Here is a 17329-nt window from a genome sequence, read left to right as displayed (position 1 = left end):
CACTCCATCCAAGTCGAGAAGCAGAAAGTGTTGTCAGTCGGCGGATCCGAGACGGTCACGCACACTCTTGGGCCGGATATCGGTCCACACCTCGTCGATATGCGCCAGGCATTCGTCGCGCCCGCCCCGCACACCGGTCGCCGTCCACCCGTCCGGCACCGGCCGCGCGCTCGGCCACACGGAATACTGCTCCTCGTCGTTCCGAACAACCAGATATTCGTCGAAACCGATCACCACGCAAGTCCTTTCGAGAATCCCCGGGAGCAACCTGCCGCACCAGCACCCCCGACGGCCCGCGACGCCACCCCGACTCCTGCCATCGTCACGAACCCATACTCGCCACGCCCCCCGACATCGAGCAGACGCACGGCTGACGCATCACCACCCTCAACCCCCTGGTCAGCCCGCGCTCCACCCCTTGGCACATGGTTTGACTACGGGTCCGCCCGGCGCAGTACGGGACCGATCCACCGCCGCGACGCCCGAGAATCACCTCGACATGCCCGCAAGGCTTGTCAGCGGCCACCCACCGCCGAGCCCCGCTCGACCCCCCGAGGCAGCACCTGCACCAACGCGATCAAGGCGACGGCCACACCCGTCAAATACACCAAACTCCAACCGAATGCATGCCCGTACCCCGCATTCCACCCCGCCACGGCCTCCGCCCCCGGCGGCAGCAGCCCATAGAACACGACCCCGATCACCGCCACCCCCAGCGCATTACCGACCTGGAGCCCCGTGGCCAGCACACCGGAGGCGGCACCGGCGTGCTGCGGGGTCATGCGGGCCAGCACCGTCGTGGTCAGTGGTGCGACGGCGAGACCCAATCCGGCTCCGTCGATGATCAAGCCCGGCACCAGCCACAGGGCCGACCCCGATACGCCGATCCGCGCCACGGTCGCGATCAATACGGCAAGGCCGAGGATGCGTAGCAGGCCGCCGACGGCGATGGCCTGGCGGCCCAGTCGGGCCGCGATGTGGCGGGCGGCCAGGGAGGCGCCGAGGTAACCGGTGCCGACGGCGATGAAGACCAGGCCCGCGCCGAGAGCGTCCAGGCCGCGGCCGAATTGCAGATAGAGGGCGAGTACCAGGAAGTAGGACGCCATGCCGCCCGGATCGCCACGGTCATGATCGAGTCCAGGCCGGTGTCGGCCAGCGGGCGCCGCACGTCCAGCTGCCCCTCCGGGAGTCCCAGCTCGGCCTCGAACTGTGCCTGCACCTCGTCCGGCAGCCGCTCGTGCAGCTGCTCGGGCGGCAGCGCCGACCAGTCCGGCGCCGAGTCCGGTGCGCGCGTGGGTGTCCCGGACGCGACCGCGGCCGCGGACAATTCGCTCAGCAGCGGCAGCCGCGGCGCACCCGATTCCAGCGGCAGCACCCGCATCACCGAGCAGCACTCGACCCGATGCCGGACGGCGAATTCCCAAGCACGCAAAGCCTGTTCGGCCGTGATGTCGGCGACGCCGAGCGCCTCGGCCTCCGCGTTGTACAGCTCGGTGACGGTCCCGGCGGCCATGCCGAGCCCGCGCCACGCCGCCCACGCGAAGGTGGTGGCGTCGGGGCGGTCGCCGGTGCGGTTGCGGTGCACGGCGAAGGCGTCGAGGAAGGCGTTGGCCGCCCCGTTCATGCCGGGAAGTACGGCCCGACGTGTCAGCTACGACACCGTCTGACAAGACATTCAGTCAATAGCAGGAACCTGCCTGCCGGTCGGTCGGACGGGGCCGCGGGCCGAGGTCTGCTTCGAAAATAAACTATTCTCCCGATATCCGGAGTTGACATTTTCCCGAGGCTTGCCTACGTTGGCACTGCACCTCGATAGGCGAGGCTCCTGCGTGAACATAGGCCACTGATCTGACGACGTCGAGAGACGCCCAAGGTTAGGACAGATATCTTCGGATTAAGGGGATATCCAAAGTGGCTTTCCGATTCGGAACACGTCGCGCAGTGCCAAAGCTCTGACGAGAGGGGTGCGTGCCCGGCGCCGTTGCGTCCGGCACTCTCCTCGCGTGCGTCGAATCCGTGTGCTACCAGCGAGGAGGTGGAGAAACCACCTTGGCGTCAGACGACGATCCGTACCCCTGCCCGCCCGGCCGCTCCGCCGCGCACCCGCCTCGAAACCGCCGCTGACAGCATTCGGTAGCGCGCCGGTTCGCGGATGTCCGCATTCCGTACAGCAGCCGTTTCCCCTCCATTCAGATATCCGGTCGAATTCTCGCAGACGACCGGAAATTCAGCGATGAACAATTATCCGTTCGCGCCCGGCGCAACGGCAATCGAGCCTGCCCGAAATCGGGCGGAAACTTCAGGAGAATACCCGTGAGCATTCGTTCCACCGCCGTCGTCGCGGCACTGACCGTGACCGCGCTCGCCGGAGCCACGGCCACCGCCGACGCGCAACCGACCCCGCCGATCGTCCGCCCCGCGGCCGCGGAGTCCGGCCTGCCGTCGCTTCCCGTCGAGGCCCGGATCGCCGACGGGGCGGTCCGGCTGCACACCGACCTCGGCACGCTGCGCGTCGCCGACAACCAGCTCCAGATCATCGACCCGCACGAGATCGTCATCGGCCGTGTGCCATTGACGATCGTTCGCGACGGCACCGCATACCCGATCGACGCCCGGGCCGACGAGCACACGGCGCTGCTGACCCCGCGTCCCGACCGGGCCTATCCCACCGCCGCCGACATCGCGGGCGACAGTTTCGAGGATCGGCTGAACACCGCGATGAGCAACGCCAACAACGAACTGACGGTGGCCCTGGCGGTGGGCACGCTGCTGGGCGCGATCATCGGCGGCCCGATCGGCTGCATCGCACTCGGTGCCGCCGGGGGTGCCGCCACCGGATCCGCCAGCCTCGGTGCGCTGGCGGCCCCGGGCGCGCTCGCCGGATGCCTGACCGGCGCCGTCACCGGCGCGGGCATGGGCGTGATCGTGTTCGACCTGCTCATCGGGGTGCCCGCCCTCATCGCGACGGCCATCCACTTCCTCACCACCATGACCGCGCCGCCCGCCCCCGACGCGGGCCCGGCCGACAACTGACCGAACGACAGGCCAGCGACGAAAGGGGTACGGCCGTCATGGCTGACCTGGCAATCTCGAACGCCCCCAAACCATCCGACGTCGGCGACCGTAGGACACGGGAGCGCCTGCACCCCGCGGACTACCTGCTCATCGTGGCCGCGGCCGCGCTGATCGTGGTGGCCCTGCGGCTGTTTCGCGACATGTCGATACCGTGGACACCCGACTCCGACGACACGGTGTCGACCGATCCGGCGAAGCTGCCCTACTACGCGGCCCGTACCGCGCTGCGCATGTTCGTCGGTCTGGCCGCGTCGATGGTGTTCACCCTGATCGTCGGGCAGTGGGCGGCCCGATCCCGGCGCGCGGAGAAGGTGCTGATCCCCGCCCTGGACATCCTGCAATCGGTGCCGGTGCTGGCCCTGGTGTCGATCACCGTGACGGCGTTCATCGGGGTGTTCCGCGGCTCGCTGCTGGGCGCCGAGGCCGCCTGCGTGTTCGCGATCTTCACCGCACAGGCGTGGAATATGACCTTCGCCTACTACCAGGCGCTGCGCAATATGCCGCGCGAACTCGACGAGGCGGCGCGCTCGATGCGGCTGACCCGCTGGCAGCGGCTGTGGCAGCTGGAGGTGCCGACCGCGATGGTCCCGCTGATCTGGAACGGGATGATGAGCTTCGGCGGCGCCTGGTTCATGCTCGCGGCCTCCGAGGTGATCACCGTGGCGGGCAACGACCACGCCCTGCCCGGCATGGGCAGCTTCATCGCCGCCGCGACCGCCGACGCCCAGGTGGGTCCGCTGCTGCTGGGCGCGCTCGTCATGATCGCCAGCATCGTCGCGATCAATGTCGCGTTCTGGCGGCCGCTGACCGCCTGGGCCGAACGCTTCCGCATCGAACACACCGAAAGCGCCGTCGCGCCACGCAGTGTCGTCCTCGATCTGCTGCGCCGGACCACGATCCCGAGCCGCCTCGGGCGACGGTTGCGGCCGGTCGCGGACCGGGTCGATCGGGCCATGGCGATCTTCGGGCGCAGCACGAAACCCGCTGCCTGGGAACAGCATCGGAGCACGCCCGCCGACGCGGTCTTCTTCGCGGTACTGTTCGCCGCGCTGGGGTGGCTCACCTGGACACTCGCCGAATACTTCGCGCGCACAGTAGGACTCGCCGAGTTCGGGCCGACGACGCTGATGGGCCTGGTCAGCCTCGGCCGGGTGCTGGTGCTGCTGGTGGTGTCGACGGTCGTGTGGGTGCCGGTCGGCGTCTGGATCGGGATGAACCCGCGGATCTGCCGGTTCGCGCAACCGGTGGTGCAGGTGCTGGCGAGCTTCCCGGCGCAGTTCCTGTACATCTTCGTCATCGCGGCGCTCACCTGGAGCGGCATCTCGCTGAATGTCGGCGGTATCGCGCTGATGGCGCTCGGCGCCCAGTGGTACGTGCTGTTCAATGTCATCGCCGCCGCCGGACAGATCCCGACCGATCTGCGAGAAGCCATGGACGACTTGGGAGTTCGCGGACTCCTGCGATGGAAGTCGTTGATCCTGCCCGCCATCGTGCCCGGATACGTGGTCGGCGCCATCACCGCATTCGGCGGGGCATGGAACGCCACCCTGGTCGGCGAGGTCGTCGACTCCGGCGACACCCACCTGCAGGCATTCGGCCTCGGCGCCTACATCACCAATGCCACCGCGGCCGACGCCTTCGCGAAGGTCCTGCTGGGCACGGTCGTCATGAGCATCGTGACCGTCACCATCAACCGCCTCGCCTGGCGGCGGCTACAGCGCATCGCCGAACGACGCTACGCCCTGCTGTGACCGAAAACCCTTGTCCCCCACACTATGTAACTCGGATGGAGAATCACGTGCCCGCACCGATCATCACCGTGGATCGTGTCACCAAGAACTTCACCAATCCTGCCGGAGAACAGCTTCCGGTCCTCGCCGACGTCTGCCTCGAGCTCCGCGAGGGCGAAATCGTCGCGCTCCTCGGCAAATCCGGATCCGGCAAGTCGACCCTGCTGCGCATCGTCGCCGGTCTGATCCAACCCTCGGCCGGTGCCGCCACGCTCCGCGACGAGGTCATCACCGCACCGAATCGCAGCACCGCCATGGTGTTTCAGACCTTCGCCCTGCTGCCCTGGCTGACGGTGCGCCAGAATGTCGAACTCGGCCTACGGGCACAGGGGATCTCGGATCCGGAACGCGGCGAGCGGGCCCGCAGGGCGATCGACATGATCGGCCTGGACGGCTTCGACAATGCCTACCCCAAGGAGCTTTCCGGCGGCATGCGTCAGCGAGTGGGCTTCGCCCGCGCCCTGGTCGTGCAACCGGAGGTGCTGCTGATGGACGAACCGTTCTCGGCCCTGGACGTCCTCACCGCGGAAAACCTTCGCGGCGAACTGATCCGGCTGTGGAGACAACCCGACTTCCCGACCAAGGCCATCCTGCTGGTAACACACAATATCGAGGAGGCCGTCCAACTGGCCGACCGAATCCTGGTGCTGGACAACAACCCCGGCCGCATCAAAGGCGATCTACCCGTAGACCTCCCCCGCCCCCGCGACGTACGCACCCCCCAATTCCACCGCATCGTAGACCAGGCGTACCGAATGCTGACCGACACCACCGACCACCCCGCTACCCCCACCACCCCCACACCGACCACCCACCCCCTGCCCGACGCCGACGTAGACGCCATCGCGGGCCTGCTCGACCTACTCGCCGCCCACAACGGCCGCCTGAACCTCCCCGACCTGGCCACCTCATTACGCTTCGAACTAGACGACCTCATGCCCCTGGTAGACGCCGCCACCCTCCTCAACCTGGCAACCACCCACACCGCCCACCTCACCCTCACCCCCGAAGGCCAAGCCTTCACCACCGCCGACCCCACAACAGCCAAACAAATCTTCGCCCGAGCCGCCCAATCAAATTCCCCCCTGATATCAGCCATCACCCAAACCCTGACCACCACCCCCCACCACCAAATCCCCACCGCCTTCTTCCTGAACCTCCTCCGCCGCAACCTCACCGACACGACCGCCCAACAACAACTGCGCATCGCCATCGACTGGGGGCGGTATGGGGAATTGTTCGATTATGATGCGGATGATCAGTTGTTGATCCGGGGATCGGTGGAGGGGTGAGACGGGCGGGGTGATCACCGTCGGGCAGACCCAAGATCACCGCGAGCGATGTTCGGTCACCTGCGGTCGCACCGAGCAAGCGCACTCGAACACAGGCTCGATCAGCCGACGCACCAACCCACCGCTCAGCTCTCCGCATCGCTCGGGGCTCGCAGGTCGAGACCGGCTGTAGGTGAAGTCGAGGGCACACCTCGATAGTGAATCGCATGGCCACGGACACGTTCATGGACTGTGGCGGCTCGAAATATCGGCCGAGTCGCTGTGCCACAGCGAAATGGTCGGGAAATATCCGAAAGGGGAAATCGATGTGCGGTATTGCTGGCTGGGTATCGTTCGGTGAAGATCTTTCTTCACGAAAGTCCACGCTGGAGGCGATGACCGCGACCATGTCCTGCCGGGGGCCGGACGAATCGGGGACATGGCTCGGCGCGCATGTCGCGTTGGGGCACCGTCGGCTCGCCGTGATCGACCTGCCCGGCGGCACACAGCCGATGGTCATCGACACCCCGCAGGGGCCGGTAGCGACCGTCTATTCGGGCGAGACCTACAACTTCATCGAACTGCGCGACGAATTGCGCCGTCAGGGCACAACGTTCCGCACCGATTCTGATACCGAGGTGGTCCTCCGCGGTTATCTGAAGTGGGGTGAGGCGGTCGTAGACCGGCTGAACGGCATGTACGGTTTCGCCATCTGGGACTCCCGCGTCGACAAGCTGGTGATGATCCGGGACCGGATGGGAATCAAGCCGTTCTACTACTACCCGATCGACGGCGGTGTGCTGTTCGGCTCCGAGCCGAAAGCCATCTTGGCCAACCCGCTCGCAGATGCCCTGGTCTGTCTCGACGGACTGCGAGAAATTCTCACCTTCGCCAAAACTCCGGGACACGCGGTCTGGGAGGGTATGCGCGAGCTGCGGCCCGGCCATTTCGCGGTGCTGGATCGCACCGGGTTACGCGAGAGATGCTATTGGAAGCTGCAGGCCGAGGAGCACACGGACGATCAGCCAACCACGGTGGCCCGGGTGCGGGAACTGCTGGACGACATCATCCACCGTCAGCTGATCGCCGATGTGCCGAAGTGCACGCTGCTATCCGGCGGACTCGACTCCTCGGCTATGACTGCGCTCGCCGCTGCCGAGCTGCAGCGCCAAGGCGAGGTTGTGCGCAGTTTCGCGGTGGACTTCGCTCAGCAAGCGGACAACTTCCGGGCCAACGAGATATCGCTGACCCACGACACCCCGTATGTACACCTTCTCGCCGAACACATCGCCTGCGAGCACAAGGACATCGTTTTGGACGGCACCGAGATGGCCGACCCGGCGGTTCGGGCTGCCTCGGTCGGCGCCAGGGATTTCCCCGGAGCTTTCGGTGACCGAGATAACTCGCTGTACCTGCTGTTCAAGGCAATTCGAGAGCGGTCGACCGTAGCATTGTCCGGTGAATCGTCGGATGAGATTTTTGGCGGCTACCCGTGGTTCCACGTCGACGCCATGCGCAGCATCGACGGCTTTCCCTGGCTGGGCAATCAGAACTCCCCCCTGCGGGCCACCGGGATGCTGGATCCATACCTCGTCGGGAAACTGGACCTGGAGACATACGCCGCGGATCAGTACCGGCAGGCGCTTCGGGAGGTCCCACACCGGGAATCCGAATCCGGACTGGAACGACGCATGCGGGAAGTGTGCCATCTGAGTCTGACGCGGGTGCTACGGCTCATGCTCGATCGCAAGGACCGGATCTCGATGGCGGTCGGCCTCGAAGTTCGAGTGCCTTACTGCGACCACCGGCTGGTGCAGTACGTGTTCAACACGCCATGGTCGATGAAGACCTATGACGGCAGAGAGAAGAGCATCCTGCGCGGCGCCACACGCAACCTGCTGCCTGCGGTGGTGGCCGACCGCAAGAAGAGCGGCTACCCGGGCAGCTACGACCCCCACTACCTCACCGCTATCCAAGATCAGGTACGAGGCCTGGTCACCAACGGCCATCCGGTCATAGACCTCTACAACCGGGAGGAGGTGCTGGCGGCGAGCAACACGACCGTCGACACCATCACCCCGGCACAGCGGTTCGGCATCGAACGATTCCTCGACTTCGCAACCTGGTTGGACCTCCGGAAGCCCACGCTGAAGCTGGACTGATCGCCCGCCGCGGGGTGGTCGTGGCGTACTGCAATTTCAGTAGGCAGGTATCAGCAATCGCACGACGACGGCGCCTCGCACCGGGACGAGGCTGAACGTGATAAACGATTCCGAGCTGGGAGGGCGCTGTTCCGTGGCTACGTTTCTCTACCGGCTGGGCCGCCTGGCCTATCGGCGGCGCTGGTACGTCATTCTGGTGTGGGCGGTCGTTCTGGGAGGTGTCGGCATAGCATCGAGCACCGCATCCGGGCTCCCCGAGGACAGCGCATCCATGCCCGGTATCGAGGCGCAGAGCGCTTTGGACCTGGTTCAGCAGCGCTTCCCCGGCGGCATGGGGGATATCGACAAGGCAACGGCCCGAGTCGTGTTCGTCTCCCCTGTGGGGGACAAGGTCACCGACTCCCGGTACCGGGCGGCTATCGAGCGGTTCGTTGGCGAGATCGGGCAGGGAAGCCAGGTCGCCACTGTCACGAGCCCGTTCCAGGCGGGCGGAGTGAGTCCGGACGGGTCTACGGCATACGCGAGCGTCATGTATCGGGCGACCGTCGACAACCTCACCGGCTCCACGAAGGACCAGCTGCAAGTGACCGTCAATCAAGCTCGGGCGGCGGGGTTGACCGTGGAGGTCGGCGGGCCTGTGCTCGCCGGCAAACCCAAGGTCGGTGGGATCAGCGAGGTGATCGGTGTCGTGTTCGCCGGGCTGGTGCTCTTGATCATGTTCGGTTCACTGGTGGCGGCCGGGCTACCGCTGGTGACCGCTCTGCTCGGCGTCGGAGTCAGCATGCTCACCATCCTCACCCTCGGCAGTGCACTCGGGCTGTCTACCTCCAGCAACACCCTGGCCTCGATGCTGGGGCTGGCGGTCGGCATCGACTACGCCCTGTTCGTCGTCTCCCGCTACCGCGAGGAGAGAGCCGACAAGCACTCCCCCGAGGAAGCCGCAGGCCTCGCTGTGGGCACTGCGGGCTCGGCCGTGGTCTTCGCCGGGGCGACAGTCATCGTCGCGCTCGCCGGGCTGACGGTGGTCGGCATTCCGACGGCGGCCAAGATGGGGCTCAGCGCCGCTGGAGCGGTCGCGATCGCGGTCCTCATCGCACTGACCCTGGTGCCCGCGCTACTGGCCTTCTGCCCGAACGCCGTCCTGTCTCGCCGAACCCGCAGGGGCACAACCGGATCGATGACCGACAATGGCGGGGCCCGATGGGCCGGATTCGTCCTGCGTGGACCCGTGCTCGTAGTGCTGGCCCTAGTCGCGGTCTTGGCGGTGCTGGCCGTGCCGGTCGCGCACCTGCAACTCGGAATGCCCGGTGACGAGGCGAAATCCACCAGGACCACCGAGCGCCGGGCGTACGACGACCTCGCCCGCGGCTTCGGCCCCGGCGCCAACGGCCCACTGACCATCGTGGTGGACACCCGCCGCGCCGGCGATCCACAGGCGGCCGTGCACACCATCACCACGAAGATCGCCAGTACCGCAGGCGTGGTGGTCGTTTCTCCGCCGCAGTTCAATCCGGCACAAGACACCGCGCTGCTGACCGCCGTACCGTCTACTGCCCCCACCGACGAACGAACCAAGGACCTAGTCCACCGCATCCGGGCCGCGCGCCCGACCATCGAGGCTGGCACCGGGGCGACCTTCCTGGTCAGCGGCACCACCGCAGTGAACATCGATGTCGCACAAAAGGTACAGAACGCGCTCATCCCCTACTTCGCGCTCGTGCTGGGTCTGGCGTTCGTGCTGCTGCTGGTACTGTTCCGTTCCCTGCTGGTACCGCTCAAGGCTGTCCTGGGATTCCTGCTGTCGGTGCTCGCCGCGCTGGGCACGATCGTCGCGGTCTTCCAGTGGGGTTGGGGCGCGGATCTGATCGGCCTGCAGCAGACCGGCCCGATCATCAGCATGATGCCGATCGTGCTGGTGGGCATGATCTTCGGCCTGGCCATGGACTACGAGGTGTTCCTGGTTTCCCGGATACGGGAGGCGAGGAGTCAGGGTGAGCCCGCCCGGCAAGCTGTGGTCACCGGTTTCCGGCACAGCGCCCGGGTGGTGATGGCCGCCGCGCTGATCATGATCGCCGTGTTCTCCGGGTTCGTCGGCGCCGATCTAGCCCTGATCAAGATGATCGGGTTCGGTCTGGCCGCCGCAATCCTGTTCGACGCCTTCATCGTTCGCATGGCCCTGGTGCCCGCCGTCCTCGGACTGCTCGGTGGACGGGCATGGGCGCTGCCGCGATGGTTGGACCGGTTGCTGCCGCACGTCGACGTGGAAGGAGCGGCCCTGCACCACCGCGCCACCGACGCTCCGGCCGTGGCCGCGGTGTCCGGTGCGGCCGGACGCGCTCCGGAGGACGGCTGACCCGGCGGGGTGGCCTCCGATACGGGAATCGGCCACCATGGATCCAGGTCACTCGAGGGGCGGAGCAGGTGATGGCGGTCGGCTGGCGTCGGTACACGCGGGACCATCGCGTCGTCGACGTGGCGCTCATCGCCCTGCTACTGCTCGCGATATCCGGCCCCGCGGTGCTCAACAGCCACCTGTCCACCAGCCTGGGCTGGCAGTCCGCTATCCCACCCGCCGTGATCGGCGCGCTGGCCCTGCTGTGGCGACGCGGCCATCCGCGCATCGTGGTCGTGTTCACCGCGGCATCCGCAGCCGCGGCCGGAGGGTCCGGCTTCCTGATCACTCCGGTGCTCCTCGCCCCCGTGATGATCGCGCTCTACGAACTGGCCGTGCAGATCCCCGGACGGACCACTCATCTGTATTACCTGGCGGCGACGGCATCGATCGTCGTGGCGGCGACCATCGGCGATCGCTATGACTATCCCTGGCCCCTCACGGTGCTGAATCCCATTCTGTTCCTGCTACTTCCGGTCGCGCTGGCCGGCACCGCCCGTCTGCGGCGCGACTACCTCGTGGCCGTCGAGACGCGTGCCGAATACGCCGAGCGCAACCGCGAGGCGGAGGCTCGTCGGCGCGTCGCCGAGGACCGCGTGCGGATCGCCCGCGAACTGCACGACGTCGTCGCCCACCACTTGGCCCTGGCGAACGCCCAGGCCGGGACGGCCGCCTACCTGGCGAAGCCCTGCCCCGAGCAGGTCCAGGCAATCCTCACGGAGCTGAGCGGCACCACATCCGCCGCGTTACGCGAACTCAAGGCCGCCGTGGGCCTGTTGCGAAACCTCGACGATACGAACTCCCCGCTGGATCCCCCGCCCGGACTCGGACAGCTACCGGAGCTCACCGCCGCGTTCGCCGCCGCCGGGCTCGACGTCGGCGTCACTGTCGAGGGCGAGGAGCAACCGCTTTCTCCGGGCACGGACCTGACAGCCTTCCGCATAGTGCAGGAGGCACTCACCAACGCCGCCAAGCATGCCGTCACCAAGACCGCCGCCGTTCGGCTGACGTACAGGGAGGATTGGCTCACCATCACCATCAGCAACGCCGCCGGACCCGTGCAGCCCGAACCCGAGGGTAAGAGCTTCGGCATCGTCGGGATGCGTGAGCGCGTCCTGTCCGCGGGCGGTCGGTTCCAGGCCGGACCGCGACCCGAAGGCCGGTTCACCGTCACGACCACACTGCCGATCCGGCTCTGACCCGAGCGACGACCATGCCCATCAGCGTCCTCATCGCCGACGACCAAGCGCTGCTGCGTACGACCTTCCGAATGCTCATCGAGGCCAACCCGGACATGACGGTCGTGGGTGAAGCCGCCGACGGCGAGGAAGCGGTCGCGCTGACCCGCACGCACCACCCCACCGTCGTCCTCATGGACATCCGCATGCCCCGCGTCAACGGTCTCACCGCCACCACCGATATCTGCGCCGATCCGAATCTGGCCGCCACCCGCGTCCTCATCCTCACGACCTTCGAAACCGACGAGTACGTCGCCCAAGCCCTACGCGCGGGCGCCAGCGGATTTCTCGGCAAGGACATCTCCGCGGAAGCTCTCCTCGACGGCATCAGAACCGTCGCCAGCGGTGAGGCGCTGCTGTCCCCCACGGCCACCCGAGCCTTGATCGCACAGTTCCTCGCCACCAACGAACCTGAAGTTCCGGTCCACGCCGACGAACGACTGGCGGCGCTCACTGGGCGGGAACGGGAGGTACTGGCCCTAGCCGCCGAGGGCATGTCCAACGCCGAGATCGCCCAGCTCCTCGTCGTAAGCCCGCTGACGGTCCGTACCCATATCCAGCGCGCCATAACCAAATTGCGTGCCCGCGACCGCACACAACTGGTGGTCATCGCCTATCAGACCGGGCTGGTACGACCACGACCATTCGGCAATTCGCCCGAATTTCGATCATAGTGTGATACCGAACTCGGCAGCCGACTCACCAATTCACTGATCTGCCACGACATCCGCTGCCACCGCTGCGCCGAATCTTGCTGTCAAGCCATCGATATCACCGGAAGCTGGACAGCCTGCACGAACTCCGGACAGGTACTGCTCCGGACGGACACCGCCACCGACCTCTACGAACACGCGAGGGTAGGATGTAATCGCGGGGTAATCAGGTTGCGCCGATTGTTTTCCGGGGGGAATGTCTGAGGGTTGTGGATGGGGGGAAGATCTGTGGATTTTTGCCTACTCGGCCCGGTAGAGGGTCACACAGAAAATGGAATGATCCCGCTCGGGCGGCCGCAGGAGCGGTTGGTCTTGGCCATCCTGCTCGTCCACGCCGGGCATCTGGTCACGATCGAGACACTGATCGACCGGGTATGGGAGGTCGCTCCCATCGGTGCACGTCGGACCCTGCAAGTGCATGTCGCTCGGCTGCGCCGGTTATTCGCCCACTTGCGCGACACGACCGCCACCGCAGTACCGTTGGTTCGCTCCTCCGGCGGCTACCTGCTGGACATCGACCCGTCCTGTGTCGACCTCCACCGGTTCCGGCGGTTGGTGACCAACGCGCGGGACCCGAATCGTCGAGACGGCGACCGAGTGACCGATCTGCGCGCGGCGGTTGCACTGTGGCGAGGCGAGCCGCTGTCCGGGCTACCCGGACCGTGGGCGTTTCGAAACCGCGCCGCCTGGCGGCAGGAGTATCTGGACGTCGTCGCGGCCTGGGCACAGTCCGAACTCCGCGCAGGGGACCCGGCGGCGGTGATCGGACCGCTGACCGAGCTGACCGACCAACACCCGTTCGCCGAGACACTCACGGCGGAACTGATACGCGCACTGCACAGGGTGGGGCGTACAGCGGACGCCCTGGAGGTGTACGCCCGTACCCGACGGACACTAGCCGACGAACTGGGCATCGACCCTGGGCACGATTTGCAGAGGTTGCACCGGGCCGTCCTGCGCTCGAGCATCCGTCAACCACCGTCTGACTACGGCTCTCCCCAGGCCGCTCCGGTGCCAGGGCAGCTACCGGCCGACGTCAGCAAGTTCACCGGCCGCACCGAGTACCTCGCCCGGCTGGATGCCCTATTGTCGGCTGAGAATCAGATCGGGATTTGGGCCATGTCAGGCACCGCCGGAGCCGGCAAGACGGCCTTGGCGGTTCATTGGGCGCATCGAGTCAAAGACCGGTTCCCGGACGGGCAGCTGTATGTCGACCTTTGCGGCTTCGGCCCCACAGAGTTGGCGGTGTCCCCGTCTGAGGCCCTGCGCGGATTTCTCGCCGCTCTTGGCGTGCGGCGATCTCGAGTACCGGCCGGCCTAGCGGCCCGAGTCGGCCTGTATCGCACCCTCACTGCGAACCGGCGGGTGTTGATCGTCTTGGACAACGCCCGCGACGTCGAGCAGGTTCGGCCGCTGCTACCTGGAACGCCCAGCGCCCTGGTCCTCGTGACCAGCCGCAACCAGCTGACGTCCCTGGTCGCGGTCGAGGGTGCGCAGGCCCTTACGCTCGACCTGCTACCAATGGCAGAAGCACACGAGTTACTCGCCCAGCGGCTGGGCGCCGACCGCATTGCTGCTGATCCGAACGCGGTCGACAAGATCATCACCGCCTGCGCTCGGCTCCCTCTCGCCTTGGCCATCGTCGCCGCACGCGCCCAACTGACCGGCTTCCCTCTCACCACTCTCGTCGACGAACTACGCGAAACCGGTCGGCAACTGGACGCGCTCGATGGCGGTGACGGTGCGAGCCAGGTGCGAGCTGTGTTCTCCTGGTCGTACACCACCCTGACTTCGCCGGCCGCGCGGCTGTTCCGACTGCTGAGCCTGCACCCTGGTCCGGATATTTCGGTGGCCGCGGTGATCAGCCTCGTCGGCCAGAGCCCGGACGAGACGCGCCGTGCATTGTCCGAGTTGGTGGGCGGTAATGTGATCGTCGAACACACCCCCGGCCGGTATGCCGTCCATGATCTGCTGCGTGCCTACGCCACCGAACTCACCCACACCATCGACTCTCGCGAGCAACGCCACGCCGCCACCACTCGGATGCTCGACCACTACCTGCACACGGCCCACAATGCGGCTCGGCTGCTATACCCGCACCGGAACCCCGATGTCCTACCTCCAGCATCCCCGACCGCGTATCCTGAGCATTTCGCTGACTGCGCTGCGGCGATGTCGTGGCTAACCGCCGAACGGCGAGTGCTGCTCGCCATATTCGACCAGTCCATGGCGGGCAGTTTCGATGTCCGCTCCTGGGTGGCCGGCTCGGGTGCACGGCACATTCCGCTGCTGGCGGGGTTCATTCCGTACTTCCGAATGCTGGCCACAGAGTTAGCGGGGACTCGAAAAACGAATCACCGAACCAGCAGGGATCTCGCGCGGGAAGCCACAATTATCAAATCCGTGGTGCCGGAGGGATATTGACATTGCACCGAAACATATTGCTCGGGTCGTGGGCAGCCTTGATCGCGGAGAGCCTGCCGAAGGTGGTCGTGTCATAACAATCTCGCATTTGTTCCTGCGCAATCGACTCCCCCTGCACGAAGTTGGGTGAGCGTCCGAATGTCCAGGGCGCCACGGTCCGTGTCACGGCATCGGCAGTCTCGTGGGCCATGTCCCGCTCGGGTCCTGCAGGCAGGGTCACCACTCGCAGCACATGGGAGGCGTCTCGATGACATACCGCGTTGGATACCTCTGGATAACGAGCCAGCGCTGCGCCCAGGTGATTGAACTGCACCACTGCGAAAGTTTCAGCGCCAGGACCGACCAGATCGAGCACGGCGTCCGGGACCGACGCGTCGAACTTGCTGAGCATCGCGTTGGTACAGTAGAAGTTTCGCGGCTGTTTCGGTTCGTTATGAATCGAACCCGTTGCCGTGTAAGGCATTTCGCCAACAGTGTCCACCAGACATGCCCCCAATGCCCGAAGCGGAGTCACCCACTGCTCACCGTCCTCGACCGTGCCGAGATAAGCAATACGGACGTGTGCAACATGCCGCCCGCGCAGCGGCGCCGGCACGACCGGGGCATCCGGCAGCGGGATCAGCCCGATGCTCGAAGACATCCCGTCCGGCACCGTCGCGGTCCACTCCCGATAGGCCTTCAGCACAACAGGTATGCGGTCGGTATCGAAGTACAAGCCACCGCCATAGAGGCTGGCTACCGGGAACAAATCGAATTCCAACCCGGTCACCACGCCGAAGTTTCCGCCGCCACCCCGCAACGCCCAGAAGAGATCCTCCCCCGGTGTCACGGATCGGACCTCTCCGTCGGCGGTGACCAGCTCCAACCGGCGCACATGGTCTGCCGCGTAGCCGAATCTGCGACTCAGCAGGCCGAGGCCACCGCTGAGGGTGTACCCGACCACACCGACGTCCGGGGAGGAACCGGACAACGGCGCCAAGCCGTGCTCGGCCGCGGCGGCAATCACCCGCTCCCATCGGGTCCCGGCCGACACCCATACAGTGCGCGACACCGGATCCACCCGGACGTCGGCCATCCGCGAGACGTCGATCAATACACCACCTTTGGTGGCGACATTGAGGCCGTGTCCGGTAGCCTGCACCGCGACGTCGAGGCCGCGCTCGGCGGCGTACCGAACCGCCAGCCGCACATCGCCCACACAGGTCGCGCGCACAGCGACCGATGGACGGTGCAGATAGGCACGCTGCACGCCGCTGCGGGCCTCCTCGTAGCCGATGTCCCCGACGCGCAGTGCCGTTCCATCGAGCCGCATGGTCAGCGTCTGGAAGGTGATCACAGGCCCGCCCTCTTCGCTACCGAGGCAGTCACGACTTCACCGCAAGATCGTCGCGCGAGATGACACGATGCCGTACCAGCAGGCAGTCGTCGGACTTCACCAGTTCGTCATGCATGACCGTGCTCGTGGTCAAACTCGTTATGCCGTCAACGGTGTCGAAGACCGGGACGTAGCACGTCGTGCGCAAGACTCCGCCGGAAGCCGGTTCGATGATGACGTTGAAAACGAAATGCCGTCGAATGGCGTCCCTCTCACTCAAGCGGGCCACCGTCTTCCTGCCGAGTTCTGCCAGCTGTTCCCTTCCCACGACAGGATCCGGCAAACCGTTAGATATGAACACTCCATCATCGGTGAAAGTACCCACCCATCCGTCGATGTCACCGTCGTCCAGAGTCTGCATTTGAAATGCATAGAATTGGTCTACGCAGGAATACACTTCGGCCGATACTGTCACGATGCCTTGGTTGACCATCTGATTCATGACTTATCTCCTTCGATATCTTTCAACCGACCGAGATCATCCCGCTCTATTTCGCGGGACAGCACTCGCCAGGTAGAGCCGGATCTCCGCAGCACATCGGAGATCATCGCGGCAGACTGCACCCGAGCTCCCCTTTCGGGATCGACAACCAGGAAAAGCCCGTAGAACCTTGTGACGATCAAGCGGTCACGGGCCTGAAATGTGAAGCCGTGGACGCAATGGCGCCGCTGGATTCCTTTTTCATGGAAAGAGGCGTCCAGATCCCACACTGCGGGCGCGAAGTCAGCCTTCCTCACCGGCGAGCCGTGACCGAGCACCTTGGTCGTCATCGTCGCGTCGTCGTCGAAGACATCCAACCATTCCTGGGTACGCCCCCGGTCGCGAGCATCCAATTGATCAGCGTAGAATTGTCTCAATTCGTAATAGATTTTCGTAGACAGCATATTT

Annotated in this window: 14 protein-coding genes and 1 riboswitch; of the genes, 8 read left to right on the top strand and 6 right to left on the bottom strand. The window is 65.9% G+C overall.

The window, feature by feature from the left end:
* Positions 1 to 33: 33 nt before the first annotated feature.
* The 3 genes from HPY32_RS07400 to HPY32_RS07390 form a co-directional block, all read right to left on the bottom strand.
* Positions 34 to 234, bottom strand: a complete 201-nt coding sequence (locus HPY32_RS07400; protein WP_098693977.1) for an MbtH family protein — start codon at positions 232 to 234, stop codon at positions 34 to 36.
* 281 nt (positions 235 to 515) lie between these two features.
* A complete protein-coding gene (locus HPY32_RS07395) occupies positions 516 to 908 on the bottom strand; it encodes an MFS transporter (RefSeq protein WP_067592127.1) in 393 nt (130 codons plus the stop codon).
* Entirely contained in the window at positions 905 to 1624 is a 720-nt protein-coding gene (locus HPY32_RS07390; protein WP_067592129.1) for a beta-ketoacyl reductase, read from the bottom strand. The genes HPY32_RS07395 and HPY32_RS07390 overlap by 4 nt, the downstream gene beginning before the upstream one ends.
* Before the next feature lie 177 nt (positions 1625 to 1801).
* A riboswitch (M-box (ykoK) riboswitch) is annotated at positions 1802 to 1971 on the top strand.
* Positions 1972 to 2313: 342 nt separating this feature from the next.
* On the opposite strand from HPY32_RS07390, the gene HPY32_RS07385 reads away from it, so the two are divergent.
* The 8 genes from HPY32_RS07385 to HPY32_RS07350 all read left to right on the top strand — a co-directional run bounded on the left by HPY32_RS07385 (position 2314) and on the right by HPY32_RS07350 (position 15065).
* Positions 2314 to 3033: a DUF8020 domain-containing protein gene (locus HPY32_RS07385; RefSeq protein ID WP_067592132.1), complete on the top strand. Its 720-nt coding sequence runs from the start codon at positions 2314 to 2316 to the stop codon at positions 3031 to 3033.
* A gap of 38 nt (positions 3034 to 3071) precedes the next feature.
* Positions 3072 to 4826: an ABC transporter permease gene (locus tag HPY32_RS07380; protein WP_082871642.1), complete on the top strand. Its 1755-nt coding sequence runs from the start codon at positions 3072 to 3074 to the stop codon at positions 4824 to 4826.
* 47 nt (positions 4827 to 4873) lie between these two features.
* Positions 4874 to 6157, top strand: a complete 1284-nt coding sequence (locus HPY32_RS07375; protein ID WP_309247505.1) for an ABC transporter ATP-binding protein — start codon at positions 4874 to 4876, stop codon at positions 6155 to 6157.
* 305 nt (positions 6158 to 6462) lie between these two features.
* On the top strand, positions 6463 to 8298 hold the full coding sequence (gene asnB / locus HPY32_RS07370) for an asparagine synthase (glutamine-hydrolyzing) (RefSeq protein WP_067592137.1): 1836 nt from the start codon (positions 6463 to 6465) through the stop codon (positions 8296 to 8298).
* A 133-nt stretch (positions 8299 to 8431) separates the two neighbouring features.
* Positions 8432 to 10651, top strand: coding sequence for an MMPL family transporter (locus HPY32_RS07365; RefSeq protein WP_067592139.1), 2220 nt, complete (start codon positions 8432 to 8434; stop codon positions 10649 to 10651).
* Between the two features lie 71 nt (positions 10652 to 10722).
* Complete coding sequence (locus tag HPY32_RS07360) at positions 10723 to 11889, top strand: sensor histidine kinase (protein ID WP_067592142.1); 1167 nt, start codon at positions 10723 to 10725, stop codon at positions 11887 to 11889.
* A 14-nt stretch (positions 11890 to 11903) separates the two neighbouring features.
* Positions 11904 to 12602, top strand: a complete 699-nt coding sequence (locus tag HPY32_RS07355) for a response regulator transcription factor (protein ID WP_067592146.1) — start codon at positions 11904 to 11906, stop codon at positions 12600 to 12602.
* A 252-nt stretch (positions 12603 to 12854) separates the two neighbouring features.
* On the top strand, positions 12855 to 15065 hold the full coding sequence (locus tag HPY32_RS07350; protein ID WP_082871643.1) for an AfsR/SARP family transcriptional regulator: 2211 nt from the start codon (positions 12855 to 12857) through the stop codon (positions 15063 to 15065).
* Here the strand turns inward: HPY32_RS07350 and HPY32_RS07345 are convergent.
* From HPY32_RS07345 to HPY32_RS07335, 3 genes are read right to left on the bottom strand one after another with little or no spacing between them, the layout of a single operon-like run.
* The gene (locus tag HPY32_RS07345; RefSeq protein ID WP_231951805.1) at positions 15037 to 16401 is read right to left on the bottom strand and encodes an FAD-binding oxidoreductase; all 1365 of its coding nucleotides are present in this window, start codon (positions 16399 to 16401) and stop codon (positions 15037 to 15039) included. The genes HPY32_RS07350 and HPY32_RS07345 overlap by 29 nt on opposite strands.
* A gap of 28 nt (positions 16402 to 16429) precedes the next feature.
* Positions 16430 to 16882, bottom strand: coding sequence for a nuclear transport factor 2 family protein (locus HPY32_RS07340; RefSeq protein ID WP_067592152.1), 453 nt, complete (start codon positions 16880 to 16882; stop codon positions 16430 to 16432).
* Complete coding sequence (locus tag HPY32_RS07335) at positions 16879 to 17325, bottom strand: nuclear transport factor 2 family protein (RefSeq protein ID WP_067592155.1); 447 nt, start codon at positions 17323 to 17325, stop codon at positions 16879 to 16881. The genes HPY32_RS07340 and HPY32_RS07335 overlap by 4 nt, the downstream gene beginning before the upstream one ends.
* Between the last annotated feature and the right edge of the window lie 4 nt (positions 17326 to 17329).

The sequence above is a fragment of the Nocardia terpenica genome (assembly GCF_013186535.1).
Classification (GTDB): Bacteria; Actinomycetota; Actinomycetes; order Mycobacteriales; family Mycobacteriaceae; genus Nocardia; species Nocardia terpenica.
The sequence above is the reverse complement of the archived record's forward strand: the minus strand, read 5'-3'. Positions and strand labels throughout refer to the sequence as shown.

Bases quoted from the DNA above. Each gene is read 5' to 3' on its own strand.
- HPY32_RS07340 (WP_067592152.1), bottom strand. From the start codon at position 16,882: ATGAATCAGATGGTCAACCAAGGCATCGTGACAGTATCGGCCGAAGTG.
- HPY32_RS07335 (WP_067592155.1), bottom strand. From the start codon at position 17,325: ATGCTGTCTACGAAAATCTATTACGAATTGAGACAATTCTACGCTGAT.
- HPY32_RS07390 (WP_067592129.1), bottom strand. From the start codon at position 1,624: ATGAACGGGGCGGCCAACGCCTTCCTCGACGCCTTCGCCGTGCACCGC.
- HPY32_RS07360 (WP_067592142.1), top strand. From the start codon at position 10,723: ATGGCGGTCGGCTGGCGTCGGTACACGCGGGACCATCGCGTCGTCGAC.
- HPY32_RS07350 (WP_082871643.1), top strand. From the start codon at position 12,855: ATGGGGGGAAGATCTGTGGATTTTTGCCTACTCGGCCCGGTAGAGGGT.
- asnB (WP_067592137.1), top strand. From the start codon at position 6,463: ATGTGCGGTATTGCTGGCTGGGTATCGTTCGGTGAAGATCTTTCTTCA.
- HPY32_RS07380 (WP_082871642.1), top strand. From the start codon at position 3,072: ATGGCTGACCTGGCAATCTCGAACGCCCCCAAACCATCCGACGTCGGC.
- HPY32_RS07355 (WP_067592146.1), top strand. From the start codon at position 11,904: ATGCCCATCAGCGTCCTCATCGCCGACGACCAAGCGCTGCTGCGTACG.